This is a genomic window from Photobacterium frigidiphilum (assembly GCF_003025615.1).
Classification (GTDB): domain Bacteria; phylum Pseudomonadota; class Gammaproteobacteria; order Enterobacterales; family Vibrionaceae; genus Photobacterium; species Photobacterium frigidiphilum.
In genome coordinates this window covers 20,607-37,760 of sequence record NZ_PYMJ01000036.1, presented here as the reverse complement: position 1 = coordinate 37,760, position 17,154 = coordinate 20,607, and the positions used below count along the sequence as shown (strand labels likewise).

Below are 17,154 nucleotides of genomic sequence, written 5' to 3'. Positions count from 1 at the left end.
CCTCAAAATGCTCGTTTCATTCATAGAGTTAATACCCTACAATCGATGTAATATCGCTCTCTATTTAAAAGGATTTGTTTTATGAAGAAGCTCCTCTTCGCAATTGGCCTGGCTACCCTACTCGTTGGTTGTTCTGACAATGAAGTTGGTGATGTATCCTTGGGAATGTTCACCATGAAGGATATAAAAATTTCGAATTTGGATGATGATAAAATTCCAGGTATAACCTGTCACATCGCATCAGTTGAAGCCAATTTAAGCCTTTCTGATCCAAGTGATAGCTCAATTTCTTGCCGTCAAACAGGTGATATAACACCAGAGATGATCGCAACTATCGACAAGAGTAAATCTGGGGAAGTCGTGTTTAAGAAATCTAAAAGTATTTTCTTCAAAACGATGAAGGTTAGACGTATCTACGATGCAAATAATCAAACCCTGCTCTATTTGTCTTACACGACCAAAGAAACTGAGGGTAGCTTTAAACACAGCCTTTCGACGGTACCTTTGTGGGGAACTAAAGCATACCAAGCGCCTGTAGTACAACCATAAAATAACATTCACAATTGATATACCCACTCCAAAATTTGATTCTGTCTCTTTTTCAACTAAACATAAGTGTGTTTACTGACGTTGAAAAAGAGACAATTTCAAACTAATTCGTATAATCAGCTCCGATGCTGTGAGCGATAAATACCAATAATAATCAGTCCGACGCCTAGCACCTGTGCTATCGATGCCGTCACAGACTGCTCACTAATATCAAATATCACCCCCGTAATCATTTGACCACTGATTACAAATAAAGCCGTTTTTAACGCTCCGATACGGGTAAGAACATGACTGTTAATTGCCACATACAAAGCACCAATAATACCGCCTAAATAAGTTAAAAATGGAGCTTCCTGCCAGCCTGATGATGAAACCTCTAACCAAGCATTGGATAACGTAAGTGGAATAATTGAAGCAACGCTAAATATAATAACAATAAATGTAAGCAGTAAAGCCCCAATAGCGTGATTGTAAAATGATGCCGTAAATGGTCCTTTATCTTGGCTTAAACGTCCATTAAGGGCTCGGCAAAAACCAATTAATAGACCATTGCATAAAGCTAACAATATCATCCAGATCATACTGTGCCCCTAAAAAATATAATCAAAAAACTGCCAGCAAGAATAGGTAAGATAGTAAATAATTGATCGCGTTTTAACTCTTTTTTCATCACACCAAACAAACCAAAATAATCACATGTCAGGCCAAAACAGACTTGACCTAATAAGCCCAAAACTAAAGTACCCGCCAAGCCTAATTCACTATTTACCGTTACAGCTGCCAACATCACGACTAAAGCACCAGGAATACCGCCAAGGTAGCTCCACAAAGGGGCAGAAACATTAGTAACACTTTGGTTTATATTCACAGCTTTAGGCTGAATTGTTTTACTTACTATTGCCATCAATAAAAGTGCAATGATGGTACCCACTAGGTGTGCAGTCCAAGAGGCAGCGACTGGCGATGTAAAAAAGGCTAAAGCGCTATTCAATTTAATCATAAGGGCTAATAAGGCACCGCCAATAAGAGCAAGAACAATATTAAAATTAGGTACAGCCATCGGTTATTCACCACATAAGTTACAATGGCTGCATTTTATATTGTTATTATTTTATTGATAATATATCGTTTGGAAAATCATAGTTGAGTATATGTTGACAGTATGGATGTTTTCTCTGCAATCCCAGTCTTTGTAGCAGTGGTAGAATGTGGCAGTTTTTCTCTAGCGGGAGAAAAGTTAGGAGTAACCAAGTCTGCAGTCAGTAAACGAATAAGCCAGCTCGAAGCCAAGCTTGGCATACAGCTATTACAACGCACGACAAGACGTTTAAGCTTAACTGAAGCTGGTGAAAAATATTTCGATTATGCTCGCAATGCCCTGACAATTGCTAATGAAGGCGAAGATGCGATATCAATGCTGCAAGAGCAGCCGCAAGGTACATTAAGGCTCAATGTTCCTATGGTATTCGGACGCTTGCACATTGCGCCTATGATTCCAAAATTCTTGCAGGACAATCCGAAGATCAAAGTCGAGATGATAATGGATGACAAGGTCGTCGATTTAATATCTGGCAGTTTCGATATCGCAATACGTATTGGAAAATTACCTGATTCAAGTCTTATAGCTAAGCGTATCGCTCCCTGCCATAGCGTGTTATGTGCATCCCCCGATTACCTTAAAAAACATGGCACACCAAGTACACCCCTCGATCTTGCTCATCATAACTGTTTAAGCTATTCCTATTTTCAAGCAGGATCTGAATGGCGCTTTAATGGCCCAGAAGGACCAATTAGTGTCGTGCCAAAAGGTAACTACAGCGTTAATAATAGTGATGCTTTATTTGAAGGATTATTGGCTGGATTAGGTGTTTGTCAGATGCCAACCTTCATTGTTGGTTCTGCGATCGAACAAGGTAACTTGATTTCGCTAATACCTGAATATGAACTGCCCAAACATGCCATCTATGCGATGCTGCCAGAGAGAAAACATATTCCAGCAAAAATAAGTATCTTCTTAGCGTACCTAAAAACTTATATTGATGAAAAGTCAGCGTCTTGGGATTTAAATCAAAGCTTATAGCAACCATCGAAGGGGCTGAACATCTAAAAAAAAGCCTGATGATTATCTCATCAGGCTTTCTATTTTAGATCATTACAAACAGTGTTATAACAACTTCTGATTATTCCGATGGCACTTGTTTCACACTTCCTTGTTCTTGATTTCGCTTAACAAGAAACACCGCGATACAACCGTATACGAGTGCTTGCAGCCATAACTGCCCCCACCAATTAATCACCTGTTCAAAGCTCGCGCCCATTTGATTCAACCGCAAAAATCCGTTTATAGCGGGGGTTGATGGTACTAACTGAGCAAGTGCATTAATCGGAGCAGGAATTGCCGATACAGGCCAAATAAATCCCGCAGCAAAAACTAAAGGTAATGAACTTAACAAGATAATTAATGTTGCCAACTCACGACGAGGAATAAGCTGACCAATGATTATTCCAACAAAAATAACCGCCAGCAAAAATGGAATAGTCATTGCGACTAAATCAGATATCGAAGCTAAGCGGCTTATATGATAGTTAGAGAAGCTATAACCAAAATAATAGGCAACAAGCGGGATATATATCAACACCAATAAGAGGGTACGAACCAGTACGATTTTCCATGCACTGTAACGTAACCAATACCCTGTACCACCTTGTAAGCGATGCTCATTCTGACCACCACCCAGAATTCCCGCTGCAATCATCAATGTTTGATGCAAGATCAACACAAATACCGCAGGCACAACATAGTTGATGTACCCCATAGTAGGGTTAAATACTGGGCGCATATTCAACTTCATTGCCGAATACTGCTCTGATGCTAATACAAGGTTATCACCTGACATCACCATACGAGAGACTTTAGCTTTAGCCCCCAATGTGCCACCAGCAGTTGCTAAACCTTCAACGATTGTACCATACACTAAGAAATATGAAGCATCGCCTGCGTACGCAACCGTTGGGCTTTTACCCAATAGTACATCACGATAAAAATTAGTGGGTATCACCATCAAACCATGTACATCACCTTTAATCAGTAATGACTTAGCTTCTTCAATACTATAAACATGCTTGGTAATATTTACTTGAGGCGTAGCATCAACCATACGCTCTAGTTCTCTGCTCATTTGGCTATTATCCAAATTCACTACCGCGATAGTTTGCTCGCGTGGTAACTGCTGAGAATACGGCAAGGGATAAAGAAACGAATAAATTAGCACACCACCAAATACAGTAAAAAGCAGTGATGGATTAGTGAAAATTGCCGTCAATTCAAACTTGAAAAGCGTACGCCAACTCATGCTTGCGTTCCTTTATTATCAGAATGTTTCGACACAGCATTCTTAGTAACTGCATTTACAGCGCTATTAGAGACTGTGGCAATTTTTTTCGCTTTCATCATCGCAACCAATAAAACAAACCCGAAACACGCTAATGCAATCATATTGGGTATGGCGCCAGCTAATGAAGCACCATAATCAACCTGCTGGATTTGAATTTCTATATAATGACTAACAGGTAACATCGCTCGCCATAACTGCGCTAAGAACGGCATATCCGTAGCTGGAAAAGTAACCCCCATAAACGCAAAGGCTGGCGCTGTAAATCCAGCTACTAAGCTTATTGCGCGTGTTGAATCGAGAGTTAGCAGAAAGAAAGCAGCCCCCATACTTTGGCAAGCCACAACCATAAGTAATTGCGACAAACTCAAAATAAACCAACTACCGTGCATCGGCCATTCAAGTACACCGTACATTGCCCACAAGAATATAAAGCCTTGTAACCAAAACAACAGGGTATAGGGCAGTAGTTTTGCAATAACGTGATTAATCGGACTATTTGCTAGCCATGCCGATATACCTTTTTGCCGAAATTCCGCAGACATAGCCAATACCGTAGTGGCTACTATCAATATCTGCCAGATAGCAGGTATTGCGGCAGAAACCAAGAATTGCCCGTAGTGACTATTACTATTAAATAATGGCGTAATCTGGCTTTGGATAGGAACAGCTTGACCCAATGCTTGCAATGGAACCGGTGAACCATTTGCCATGTTTTTTAGCGTGTCGATTCCTGCGGTATAAGTCCCTTGTGCTTGCACCATCGCAGAATTAATCAGCTTACCCACTAATATATATTGGCTATTATAAAAAGCCGTTACTTCAGGAGCACGCCCTAATAACGTATCTTTCTCTAATTGGGCTGGCAGTACAATCAACGCATATATATCTGCATTTTTAAGAGCATGACTCCCCTCTGTCGCAGAGGTATAGACATTAGTGACAGCCAATGTTGGGCTCGCGTCATAATAACGCACTAAACCGCGAGACAAGCGGCTATGGTCTAGATCAACAACACCAATAGGAAGATCACGCGCTATACCCGCAGAGAAAATCAGCCACATACTAAAAAACAATACGACAGGCAGCCAAAAGACCATGGCTTTTAGCCAACTATCGGATAGAAGTATTCGCCACTCACGGTAACATTGTGTAGAAAAAGCCATAAAATTACTGCTCTAAAATGACACTCATACCAACACGTAAGCCTTCTATGGCTTCCATTGGACGTGCTTCAACCTCAAATGTACGCATATCAAACCCTTGTGAAGCATCTGTTGCACGCCATGTGGCAAAATCACCCATTACGGCAACATGTGTTACCTTGAAGCTATATGCCTCATCACCCAATGCTGGAATCGTAGCATCAACAATCGTACCTTGATTAAATTCACTTAAACGGTCTTCGCGTACGTGAAATACAGCCCACGCATCGTTCATGTCAATAACACTTACAACAGGGAATCCTTGTGGGGCAAGCTCGCCACCGTGCAATAAAACCTGTGTCACTTCACCGTTATGCCAACTAGTAATCTTAGTATCAGCCGCATACGCTTCAACTTCAGCTACAGCACCCGCAGCCATTCTTTCTTTTTCCATCGCCGCACGTTTGGTTTCAACACGCGCTCCTTCACTTGCCATACCAAACATTTGATAAGCAGCTTGTTCGGTATAACGCGAGGCTTGCCATTGGGTGTACGCTTCATCGCGCTTTTGCTCTGCAATCACGCCGTCTTTATAAAGATTGTCGATACGCTTATAGGTTTTTTTCATTAAAGAAGATGCCGCTTTAGCTTTTTGCCACTGATCCCGTGCGGCGGCTATTTCTTGTACTCGAGCCCCTTTTTCAGCTTGCTCTGCCATCGCGCCCGCAGCTTGTTGGCCCGCTTTGGCTTGCATTAATTTCGCGTCGATTTCTGGGCTAAGTAGCGTAAAGATTAGCTGCCCACGCTCAACCTGATCACCTTTTCGTACTAAGACTTCATCAACACGTCCCGGTACTTTCGATGAAATATTATATTGTTGTGCTTCAATCTGACCTTGCATGCGTTCTGCTTGAGGCTGATAAGCCTGCCAGAAGGTGTAACCTAACCAACCGACTAATGCGACAGCAGGTATCACTACCGCTAATGGCTTTAACTTATTCATTGTTTAACCTCAAGACCTTGATATTGTTGATACTGATTGAAACTGTTCATTTCACCACTTACTGCCAATAAACGCGATAACGAAATAACATACTGATATGCAGCAGCCAATCGTTGCGTTTTCACTCCCGCTAAATACATTTCGGCATCAACAACATCAAGCGACGTTGATAACCCCTGACTAAATGCTTTTTCACGCAATCGTACATTTTCTTCGGCAAGTGCAAGGCTCGATTTCAATCCGTTGTATTCTTCTAATGATTGATTCGCTTCTCGGTACGTTTTTTCAACCAATACAGAGAGATCTTGCTCTGCTTGCGCACGAAGGTAGTTCACTTGTGTTACTGCACTGTGTGCTGCTTTTACTTTTCCTGAACGGCCCGATGTATCGACAATAGGAATATTCACGCCAACCCCAACCGCCCAATCCGGTGCCGTCTTGCTGGCTAATGTATCGTCTTCATACAAGCTGTAGTTACCGTATAGGTACACTTCGGGGTAATACTTTCCTTTCTCGACATCAATAACGCCACTCGCTTGTTTTTTCTTTGCGTCTAAAATGCTCAAGCCAGGGTAGTCTGCAAGGGTTTTATCAATAAATGCATCCATCGGCGGTAGCGATTCATTGGTAAAAAGAGTCGTCGATGGCATCGCAGGAGAATTTAATTTCAGAAGTTTGGTTAACGCCACCTGCGCGATTTCTAAATCACGCGCTGATTTTTGACGATCGACACGCGCCTTATCATAAGAGGCTTCAGCCTGAAGGCGTTCAACTTTGGCAATTTGCCCCTGTTGTTCCATTTTCTGTGCATGATCTAGGTGCTTTTTCAGGCCTTGCTCTACATCAATCCGAGTCTGCAGCACTTGTTCGGTTAGCACGACACCAAAATAGAATTTTGTTAAATCTTCAAATTTAGCTTGCTGTTGCATAACAAGCATATATTTAGCTTCTTCGCTTTTACCCTTCGCGATTTCTTGTGCGGCATTAATACGCCCACCAGTAAAAATAGGCCAAATAGCACGAATTGAGCTGGTGAAAATATCACGGTCGGTTAATTGTGAGGTAAACAGCTTATCTAACGAGGCAGCATTAGTACCAAGAATAGCCGCTATTGACTCACCAGCAGGCATACTACCCAGCAAATCAGACGGTGAAATTTCGACAGGCTTATCAAGCCTCGTGTAGTTAGCAGATACACTTATATCAGGTAAATACAGATCGCTCGTTGCATCTTGTAAGTGCCTAGCTTTATCTACATTTGCTCGCTCTGCTGCTAGTGCATCACTGCTTGTTAAAACCGTTTGCCATGCATCATTAAAGCTGACTGATGCAGCTTGAACACTTGGTGATAAGACCAAAATAGCAACGGCCAATTGCTTTAGTGCAAATGGCTTTATTTTCATTTTCAAACCCTTTTAAGCCTTTGTATTTGGCTGACTCATTCCTATTTTAGAGCATTAACTCTACAATACAACTTACTATTGATAGGGTTAATAGTCTTTCAATAAATAATTGATGCTTACCAAATGACTAGAACAGAGTACTTAAGAATTAAATTGCGAAACTAACTATCTCTAGATCATTGAACGCAGCCGATTTTATCCGTATTTCAGAAACAGATAAGATAAAAACAAACAAAAAACGGTCTACTCATGTAGACCGTTTTTTATTATTCATTGCGTAGTTCTTGAGGCTTGTTTAACTCGCGCTTATAGAGACGAGATTAACGAGCAAGGCTAATTAGCGATTTACCCAATAACCATTCTAACTCTTTAATGCTATCGTCTCCGTAGCGTTCTTTACACAGAGCATATAAACGCTCAATACCACGCAAAGCAAATTCGCTTGAATTTTCAGCTGAAACGATATGGTGAAATAGTAAACGTAAGATAGCACTAAATTTTTCATCTTCAAGCGCTTCAACCCAGCTAGCCACAAACGCATCAAGACCATTGTCAAGATTCAATCTTTCAACAAACAAACGAAAGATCCTACCATCAAGTGCGTTAGCAAAATCTTGCTTTTTGGGGAAATGGTGGCTGATGCCAGTACGAGAAATCCCTGTTTGCTTACTCAATGTTGTATACGACATTTTGTCGTAACCTAATCGTAAAATTTGATCAACAACGGCATCCATAATTGTTTGGATAGTTATCTCTGTATCTTCTTTACTACGCTTTGGCATAATTAGTTGGCTCTGTATCTAGATGTTTTAATCAACAGCTTCTATTGAGTGCAGGCCCAAATAGCTAATGTGATGTTCTTTTAGTTAGTATCTTTGGCTAGTATTACAAAATGATATTCCGTTAACTAGTATCATTATCATTTTTTATCAAAACCATAACTAAAAAGCTGTCAAAAATGAAAATCTTCGTAAAACATCACACTTTATAAACGGAAAATTGGGCATTCATTGTTAGTAGTTAGCATCAAAGGCTAAACCTATTAATATTTCAATAGACTCTAGCGTCCAAATTTTTGGGCTTCCTTTTCAATATTTCGGTAGAGCTGCGTAACCCAAAAAGGTTGTCCATATGCAGGAACAAGTGGCCCCTTACGAGGATCTGAAGGGCTAATAACAACTTGCACATTCTGAATTTGAGACCGTTCAACCAAAAGAAATAACTCTTCAATGGCAATATCCCCCATAGCTAAACAACCGACAGACTTTGCTTTACCATGAATGAAAATATTAGCACCAGGTCGATTACGCTTTTCTAACTGTGCATATTTTAAATCAAATTCATTGGGGTAATTTAATTGCATTGAAAGGTGGTACTTACTATTAGGGTTCAGGCCGATTACTTGGTATATGCCTTCAGGAACTTGATGATCACCCTCGCGTAACTTAGGGCCGGATTTACCGCTAATTTTCGCGATATCATACCGTTTAATATAAACCCAAGCCTCTCCATCTTTTGCCCATAACTCAACTTGCATTTCTTCTTTTAAGGCAAATAGCGCAACTTTTTCTGGTGGATATTGAACGCCAACCTGTTCGAACATAAGTGAAATACGGGGCTCTAATATAGGAGAATAATGCTGAACGATATCATTAATAGTTCGATAGCCCTTTTTAGGGTAATCCCAGTTTGCTTGTACTAACGTGGTTGTCATCGTTAGAAGCGCGGTAAATATAGCCTTATACTTTAACACATCCATACCATCCATATTCTTGCTATACAATACATTCACCAGTCGCCATTCATTCCTTTAGTGAATGCTTTCTGAAGCAATAATCAACCAATTGCACTGAGCATTAAATAACAAATAGCAATATAATAAGAATTTTAGTTATTTCAAAAACTTACTAAACACAAAAAAATTATACGCTCGTTTAAAATTTATTGTTACTTTTCTTAAGGATAGCTAAAAGAATACAAAATAAATCACTAATAATTATGCTAACCATCAGAAACACGACTAGAATTTAGACTTGACGGACCAGTTAAGAAAGCCTTAAATTTAACACAATAATAACATACACAAGGACGCGATGAATATGACATTACCTCTGCAGACCGAACGTTTAAAGGAAACGCTTATGGCTCAGCCTTTACCTAATGAAATGATCTTAAAGTGGGCGAGTGAACGCCCCAATGAGGTATATCTTCGACAAATAATCAACAGACAATTCGTTGATTATACGTTTGCAGAAGTCGCCGATAAAGCGCTACGTTTAGTCAGTGCTTTACGCGACATGGGTATTCAGCCCGGTGATAAAGTCGCCCTAATGTCCAAAAATTGTGCTGAGTGGTTTATTACTGACTTAGCCTTAATGCTTGGTAGTTATATTAGTGTACCTGTATTTCCAACAGCAGGAGCAGATACGGTTGAGCACTGTGTGACACACAGCGAATCAAAAATCCTTATTGTTGGTAAACTGGATGATGCAAAAGCGGTTAATGCCGTGGTTGAAAAGTACCCTGACTTACCGACGATATCTTTTGCCTACCCAGGTACACCGACTTGTACCCATGAGTTCAATACGGTGATAGCAAAAAGTTTGCCAAGCGAAGAGCGTCCAAAACATGCTCAAGACGCATTAATGTCAATTGTATACACGTCAGGTACATCTGGTTTACCTAAGGGTGCGATGCTCACATACGGCTCATTTTCATGGTCAGCCCAACGCATTGTCGATCACATTGGAATGCGTGATGGCGAGCGCTTGTTCTCTTACTTACCACTTGCGCATATTACAGAGCGCGTTTACATTTTCGGTGCTTCTATCCTAGCGGGTATGCAGGTTGCCTTTCCTGAATCACTCGACACCTTTATCGATGATGTAAAAATGCATCGTCCAACGTTATTCATTTCTGTTCCGCGCTTATGGACGTTATTCCAGCAGCGAATTCTTGATAAATTGCCACAAGCGAAACTGAATATACTGCTTAAAATCCCATTCATTTCGGGTGTTATCAAACGCAAGCTTGCCGATGGCTTAGGGTTAGATAAAGCACGTATGCTTGGTTGTGGTTCAGCGCCAGTATCACCAGCACTACTTCGCTGGTATGAAAACATTGGACTCAATATTACCGAAGCATGGGGCATGACAGAATCTTTTGCCTATAGCACGATTAATCACCCGTTCCGTAGCGATAAGATTGGTACTGTCGGTAATGCTGGCCCAGGCGTCGAAATTAAAATTTCAAATGGTGACGAAATACTTGTTCGAGGTATGGGTATTTTCTCTGGTTATTACAAGAACGAAAAAGCTACACAAGAAAGTTTCGATGAAGATGGTTGGTTATATACTGGTGATAAAGGTTTTCTTGATGAAGATGGCTATTTGACCATTCAAGGACGCCTTAAAGACACCTTTAAAACAGCCAAAGGTAAATTTGTTTCACCAGTACCCATTGAGAAACGCTTATTCGAGCTGTGTAACATTGAAACAATGTGTGTTATTGGTTCAGGAATGCCAGCACCTATCTTGTTAGCAATTCCTCATGAATTCCCTAACTTTGACCCTAAACGTTACGAACATAAAATTGAACGTACCATCGAAACAATCAATAAAGAGTTAGAATCACACGCTAAAATCAAAGGTGTACTCATGGTGAAAGAACCATGGACCATTGAAAACGGTATCCTGACACCAACACTAAAGATCAAACGACATATTTTAGAGAATAAATACCAAGGTCTTGGTGATGACTGGCCAAAAGGCACGTTAATTCAGTGGGAGAAATAGCAGTAATATAGTCAGCTAGTTCCACATTAAAGCTGCAAACTGCGTTCATCTAATGACGAAAGCCGAAGCACACTGAAAATGAGTGCTCCGGCTTTTTAATTTACGTTACTGCTTCATACAGGTAACTAATAGAACTTATATTTTGAATTGACCAATGAGTGTATCTAACTGCTTACAATCACTGGCTAATGCTGCAAATGCTTTTTCTGACGATTGAACTTTAAAGACAACCTCTTGACTCTTATCTGCGATTTTCTGAATATTTTGATTAATATCTTCACTGACTTGGCTTTGTTGATTGGCCGCTGTCGCAATCTGCATATTCATTTCATTAATCACTTCAATCGACTGGCTAATTGCATCTAACGACTCATTAGCACTATTCGCCTGATCAACAGTTGCTGTACCACTTGCTTGGCTTCTTGCCATCGCTTGAACAGCATCATGCGCACCACGTTGTAAACGCTCAATCATCACTTGTATTTCGCCAGTACTATCTTGAGTTTTACTGGCTAAAGAACGCACCTCATCAGCAACAACCGCAAAACCACGCCCCTGCTCACCCGCTCGTGCTGCTTCAATGGCAGCGTTTAATGCCAATAAATTGGTTTGGTCTGCAATGCCACGAATAACATCTAAAATAGAGGCAATGTTACTGACATCTAGCTCAAGATTCGTAATAACGCCGCTCGATGTTTCAATATCATCCGCTAATTGATGAATAGACGTCACCGTATTACCAAGAATTCTTTTCGCTGCATTTGATTCATCTGCTGCAGATTGGCTCGCGCTAGCGGCCTCATTTGCATGTGAGCTCACGCTATCACTTGTTGCACTCATCTCATGTACTGCGGTGGCAACGTGCGCGCTTTCAGCTTGTTGTTCTGATGCGTTTAACACGACACCTTGTGTTTCTTTTTGAATCTGTTGCGTTTCTTCACGCACAGATTTCATTGTTACCGACACTTCCGTGATCGTAGCGTGGATTTTTGATACAAACTGATTAAAGGAAGCGGCGAATTGCCCTATTTCATCACGACTCTCGACAGGCACTCGTTGCGTTAGGTCACCTTCACCCGAGGCAATATTTTCCATTGTTGTAGAAAGCCGCTGTAAAGGCGCAAGAATAAGCCTAGATACAAACCATGTAATCACAATAGATAAAGTAATGGCTACAAATGCACCCACTTCTAACACAATAATGGTAAGACTAATCTCATCATTCATCTGCTCTTTAAGTTCAAGTTGTGCCTGCTCTATTTGAATACGAATATCTTTATATGCTGCTTGCAACTGATTAAATTCTTGCTGGATCTGTTTCTGATTGTTTTGATAATAATCAGCAGCACTATCAGGATTTTCGACAATATAGGCGTAATGCGTTAACCATTGACTGTAAAGGGTAGGTAAAGTTTGTACCGATACACGACCCGACGCATTAATAAAACCATTATCAAGTAATAATGTAGGTGATTTAAAACGAGTTAATGTTTTACTGCTGTCATCGTAAAATTCTTGCTGATTATATTTTATCCTATCTTGATCTCCTGCAGCTAAGATCACCCCTTGCCCTGCAGTTATAACCTGGTAAAGATCACGATAACCTTCTTCCATTTCATTTAGCACAGGTTGCACTTCATCACTTTGCAATGCATCTGTTCGTGCTAAATCGTTGAACACAGATAAAACCATACTCAAAATAGCCATGAATACAACAACAACAAGCCCAGTAGGCAACGCAAGCTTCCAACGAAAACTAAGATTATAGAACCACGACATATATTTCCTTTGATTATTGTTTTATCACCAGTGCTTAATATCAGAAATGCACAGGTATGAAACAAGCTGCACCTCATATTCTCGATATGCGATCACTTTATTTCTGTCGTAAAACATTCATTGTGATAATACTGACACATTTAATATTTCCCTTGCTGATAATGTAAGCAAAAATAAACATGTTGTTTTTATTATTTTACCGCCGGTACCAGCAACAAACAGAAACATCCCATTAATCTATTGATATTTAATGCAATAATGTGGTTTCATTGACACACAATAATAACATACTAAAAATAAGGTCATTCCGTGTCAGCCACCCTCATAAATAAAGAATCTACCTTTTCTGATAACGAACAATTAGTTTCTACGACAGATACAAAAGGTGTAATTACTTACTGTAACCCGCTTTTTTGTCGGGTGGCTGGTTATAGTCCCGAAGAGCTCATCGGTCAAAACCACAACATTATCCGCCACCCTGACATGCCTAAAGCTGCATTTGCTGATTTATGGCAATGCTTGCGAGATGGAAAAGCATGGAGAGGCATTGTAAAAAATAAAACCAAAGATGGCGGTTTCTATTGGGTAGATGCATACGTCACACCAATTCACGAACATGGAAAAATCATCGGTTTCCAATCTGTTCGTGTTAAACCCAAAGCACAATGGGTTAACGTTGCAACATCAGCCTATAAGCAATTACTAAATGCCGAGAAGAAAGGACGAAAAATCGCGTTCTCTTTACCAGATAGCATTAAATTTACAGCATTAGCAACAGCCTGCGCACTACCCGTTACAGCAAGCATAATGCACACAGGCATGAGCCTACAAAGCATATTAAGCATTGCACCTGCTGCCGTTATTGGTTTGTTTTTCCGTCAAGAACTCATTAATACACCACGCCAACTGAAACAACTTCAATCACGCTATGACAGTGTCAGTCGATTGATTTTTTCTGGTAATGACAAATTTTCGGTAGCCGATTTTCATTTAAAAATGATGTCTGCACGTATTCGTACGGTACTTGGTCGAATGACAGATTCAGCAGAGCCTTTGCATGATTTAGCAGATCAACTCAGCGATACAGCCAGCCGAGTAACGCATGCTATTAGCTCGCAAAATGACAATATTCATCATGTCGCGAATGCAGTGAATGAGATGTCTGATTCTGCACGAACAGTCTCAAATCATGCCAGTGAAACCCATTCATTATTAGATGAAACCCGTTTTCACTGCGATAAAACCCGCGTGCAACTTGATTCAACACAAGAAAGCTTACAGCAACTCTCAACGCAAGCCGAACAAGCAACCTCAGCAACACACCAGCTTAGTAGCGAAGCCGGTAAAGTCAGTACTGTAATGTCTGAAATAAGCGGTATTGCCGCACAAACCAACTTACTGGCTTTGAATGCAGCCATTGAAGCTGCACGCGCAGGCGAACACGGCCGAGGTTTTGCGGTTGTTGCCGATGAAGTACGTGCTCTTTCTTCTCGAACACAAAATGCGACAGAACAAATCCAGACCAGCATAGAGCAAATGCTAACCACAATTGAAAATTGGCAAAATCTGATCGAAAGCAATCGTGATAAGACGAACGAATGTGTGAATATCGCAGAGAAAGGCGCTGAATGTTTGCAAAAAGTAGAAAGTAATATGCTAACGATTAACCAGTTAATCTCTCAAGTTTCTTCTTCTGCTACCCAACAAGAAAACTTATCGAGTGAAATTGGTCAACATATCCACTCCATTGCCGATGCTTCTGAACAGAATCTTCAAGATGTTGCTGACGTAGAAAAAACAGGCTCGACACTAAAAGATAAGGTGGATGATTTTCATCATTTAGCTCAACAATTTGAAGATAAGTAATACCGAAAAAATGCTAATACGACCTGTTTTTTACGAAACCTTATTCAACTCAGGTGCGTATTGGCATTATACCCAAGTAACCTTGCAAGAAAACTCGCCTTACTTCTAAAAGTTCTACCTATTGGCTCACTACGCTTACTATCTTATTGTCAGTTAGGCTATTATTGCCGTTCATTTGTAAAGTGAGCGCGCACTCTGTATGTATCATCAAACACTTAAAGATTACTTTGGCTTCGATAGTTTACGTAAAGGACAAGAAGACGTTATTACTCGTGTTCTTAACGGGCAATCTGCTGCTGCTATTTTTCCGACTGGATCAGGTAAATCTTTATGCTATCAATTGCCTGCAGTTCAGCTACCTCACTTAACACTTGTGATCTCTCCTCTTTTAGCATTAATGAAAGATCAACTCGATTTCTTGCGATCCAAAAAGATCCCAGCGGCATCTATTGACTCCAGTCAAACATGGGACGAGAGCCAACAAGTTATGCAAGGCGTTAGAAACGGAGAAACCAAGGTATTAATGATTTCTGTAGAGCGCCTGAAAAACGAGCGCTTCCGTCAGTTTATCTCTCAGGTGCAAGTTTCTCTATTAGTGGTTGATGAAGCACACTGTATTTCAGAATGGGGACATAACTTCCGCCCCGATTACCTGAAACTGCCATATTACCGTCAGCTACTTAACATTCCTCAAGTATTGCTACTCACAGCAACAGCAACGCCAAATGTTATTCAAGATATGAGTACAAAATTCGGTATTGCTGAACAAGATATCATTGTAACTGGCTTCTATCGCCCGAACTTAGACCTTACAATTTTGGCAGCCGAAGATGAGAATAAGCTACCAACGCTTTATAAAGTGCTGGGGCATCACAATGATCAGCCAACCATTATCTATGTCACGCTTCAACAAACCGCAGAAGCCGTTGCCGTTGCACTTAATCAACAAGGCTACCAAGCGCAAGCTTATCATGCAGGAATGGATAACGACCGACGCCAAGCGATTCAACATGAATTTATGAGCGGTAATATCAATTGCATAGTCGCCACCATCGCATTTGGTATGGGCATAGATAAGTCTAATATTCGTAAAGTGGTTCACTTTGATCTACCTAAATCGATAGAAAATTACAGCCAAGAGATTGGACGTGCAGGACGAGACGGTGAAAACGCTGAATGCACCGTTATAGCGAATAAAGCGGGGCTGAATGTTTTAGAGAATTTCGTTTATGGTGATACACCCGATCTAGATGCTATTGCATATATATTAAATGAAATTAAAAATCAGCCCGCCGCGTGGGAGGTAATGCTAACTCGTCTTTCTAAAGACAGTAATGTGCGTTTATTACCGCTTAAAACACTGCTGGTTTACCTCGAAATTCATAAAATCATCGAGCCAAAATTTACGTATTTTGCTGACTATAGATTCAAATGTAATCTAACACCTCAAGAGATCTTTGCACATTTTCAAGGTGAGCGACGCCAATTTGTTGACAATATTTTCGCTTGCTCGTCTAAAGCTCGCACTTGGTACACGGTTGATTTTGAAGCACTTTGGAACAGCTGCCATGCTGATCGTAAACGAGTAATAACCGCTATCGATTATTTTAGTGAAAAAGGTTGGATTACATTAGAAAGTAAACAAATGACCGATGTTTATCGTGTGGTTAACAATCAATATGATGTGAATGAAGAAGCGAAGAAGCTGTTTGATTTATTTCGTCAAAAAGAAAGCAGTGAAATCAAACGTATTAATAAGATGATCAATTTCTTTGAAAATACGCACTGTTTAAGTCATGATCTTGCGAGTTACTTCGCCGATAATAATGCCCCCAAGCAATGCGGTCATTGCTCGGTCTGCCGTGGTGATATTGCTGTTCTTCCACCAGCACTTCCCCTACCAGAAACATCTGACAATGTACTTAAGGCTTGGTGTGACCCATTTTTAGCTGCATGTACAACTACACCATCAGCCGCCGCTATTACTCGCTTTTTAAATGGTATGACATCACCATTAAACACCAAAGTAAAAGCCAGACAAATGAATGGATTTGGGCAGCTAGAAGCCTATCCGTTTGGCGAGACTCGTGCGCTAGTTTGCAAGGTCTATTCACTTCAAGAATAAACATTCGTTATAACAACTCATCCATCTTTACAGACAACGCCAGCAATTATGCTGGCGTTTTTCTTTGTGGTATTCAACGTTTATCTTTTGCACGGCAA

General features: G+C 40.5%; 14 protein-coding genes. 5 read left to right on the top strand and 9 right to left on the bottom strand.

Going from position 1 to position 17,154, the window contains the following annotated elements:
- Nucleotides 1–81 precede the first annotated feature (81 nt).
- Complete coding sequence (locus C9J12_RS24350) at nt 82–549, top strand: CreA family protein (RefSeq protein WP_107245072.1); 468 nt, start codon at nt 82–84, stop codon at nt 547–549.
- A 116-nt stretch (nt 550–665) separates the two neighbouring features.
- Here C9J12_RS24350 and C9J12_RS24345 read toward each other — a convergent pair whose 3' ends face one another.
- Together C9J12_RS24345 and C9J12_RS24340 are read right to left on the bottom strand one after the other, a co-directional pair.
- On the bottom strand, nt 666–1,130 hold the full coding sequence (locus C9J12_RS24345) for a DMT family transporter (protein ID WP_107245071.1): 465 nt from the start codon (nt 1,128–1,130) through the stop codon (nt 666–668).
- Nucleotides 1,127–1,609 carry a DMT family transporter gene (locus tag C9J12_RS24340; RefSeq protein ID WP_107245070.1) on the bottom strand — a complete coding sequence of 161 codons (483 nt, stop codon included), beginning with the start codon at nt 1,607–1,609 and terminating at the stop codon, nt 1,127–1,129. Before C9J12_RS24340 ends, C9J12_RS24345 begins: the two co-directional genes overlap by 4 nt.
- A 102-nt stretch (nt 1,610–1,711) precedes the next feature.
- Between C9J12_RS24340 and C9J12_RS24335 the strand changes: the two genes are divergently transcribed.
- Nucleotides 1,712–2,629, top strand: a complete 918-nt coding sequence (locus C9J12_RS24335; RefSeq protein WP_107245069.1) for a LysR family transcriptional regulator — start codon at nt 1,712–1,714, stop codon at nt 2,627–2,629.
- A gap of 100 nt (nt 2,630–2,729) precedes the next feature.
- Here the strand turns inward: C9J12_RS24335 and C9J12_RS24330 are convergent, their stop codons facing one another.
- The 6 genes from C9J12_RS24330 to C9J12_RS24305 all read right to left on the bottom strand — a co-directional run bounded on the left by C9J12_RS24330 (nt 2,730) and on the right by C9J12_RS24305 (nt 9,251).
- On the bottom strand, nt 2,730–3,902 hold the full coding sequence (locus tag C9J12_RS24330) for an ABC transporter permease (protein ID WP_107245068.1): 1,173 nt from the start codon (nt 3,900–3,902) through the stop codon (nt 2,730–2,732).
- Nucleotides 3,899–5,107 (bottom strand): ABC transporter permease, encoded by a 1,209-nt coding sequence (locus C9J12_RS24325; protein ID WP_107245067.1) that lies wholly within the window; start codon nt 5,105–5,107, stop codon nt 3,899–3,901. Before C9J12_RS24325 ends, C9J12_RS24330 begins: the two co-directional genes overlap by 4 nt.
- 4 nt (nt 5,108–5,111) lie before the next feature.
- Nucleotides 5,112–6,089 (bottom strand): HlyD family secretion protein, encoded by a 978-nt coding sequence (locus C9J12_RS24320; protein WP_107245066.1) that lies wholly within the window; start codon nt 6,087–6,089, stop codon nt 5,112–5,114.
- Nucleotides 6,086–7,492, bottom strand: a complete 1,407-nt coding sequence (locus C9J12_RS24315) for a TolC family protein (protein WP_107245065.1) — start codon at nt 7,490–7,492, stop codon at nt 6,086–6,088. The genes C9J12_RS24320 and C9J12_RS24315 overlap by 4 nt, the downstream gene beginning before the upstream one ends.
- 320 nt (nt 7,493–7,812) lie before the next feature.
- Nucleotides 7,813–8,274, bottom strand: coding sequence for a TetR family transcriptional regulator (locus C9J12_RS24310; protein ID WP_107245064.1), 462 nt, complete (start codon nt 8,272–8,274; stop codon nt 7,813–7,815).
- A 278-nt stretch (nt 8,275–8,552) separates the two neighbouring features.
- Nucleotides 8,553–9,251: a L,D-transpeptidase family protein gene (locus C9J12_RS24305; RefSeq protein WP_227876449.1), complete on the bottom strand. Its 699-nt coding sequence runs from the start codon at nt 9,249–9,251 to the stop codon at nt 8,553–8,555.
- Nucleotides 9,252–9,591: 340 nt separating this feature from the next.
- On the opposite strand from C9J12_RS24305, the gene C9J12_RS24300 reads away from it, so the two are divergent.
- On the top strand, nt 9,592–11,286 hold the full coding sequence (locus C9J12_RS24300; protein ID WP_107245062.1) for an AMP-binding protein: 1,695 nt from the start codon (nt 9,592–9,594) through the stop codon (nt 11,284–11,286).
- A gap of 135 nt (nt 11,287–11,421) precedes the next feature.
- Here C9J12_RS24300 and C9J12_RS24295 read toward each other — a convergent pair whose 3' ends face one another.
- Entirely contained in the window at nt 11,422–13,065 is a 1,644-nt protein-coding gene (locus C9J12_RS24295; RefSeq protein WP_107245061.1) for a methyl-accepting chemotaxis protein, read from the bottom strand.
- 309 nt (nt 13,066–13,374) lie between these two features.
- Here C9J12_RS24295 and C9J12_RS24290 point away from each other — a divergent pair, with 309 nt between their 5' ends.
- Nucleotides 13,375–14,931 carry a methyl-accepting chemotaxis protein gene (locus C9J12_RS24290; protein ID WP_107245060.1) on the top strand — a complete coding sequence of 519 codons (1,557 nt, stop codon included), beginning with the start codon at nt 13,375–13,377 and terminating at the stop codon, nt 14,929–14,931.
- Nucleotides 14,932–15,130: 199 nt separating this feature from the next.
- Complete coding sequence (locus C9J12_RS24285; protein WP_107245059.1) at nt 15,131–17,056, top strand: RecQ family ATP-dependent DNA helicase; 1,926 nt, start codon at nt 15,131–15,133, stop codon at nt 17,054–17,056.
- The last annotated feature ends 98 nt before the right edge of the window (nt 17,057–17,154 follow it).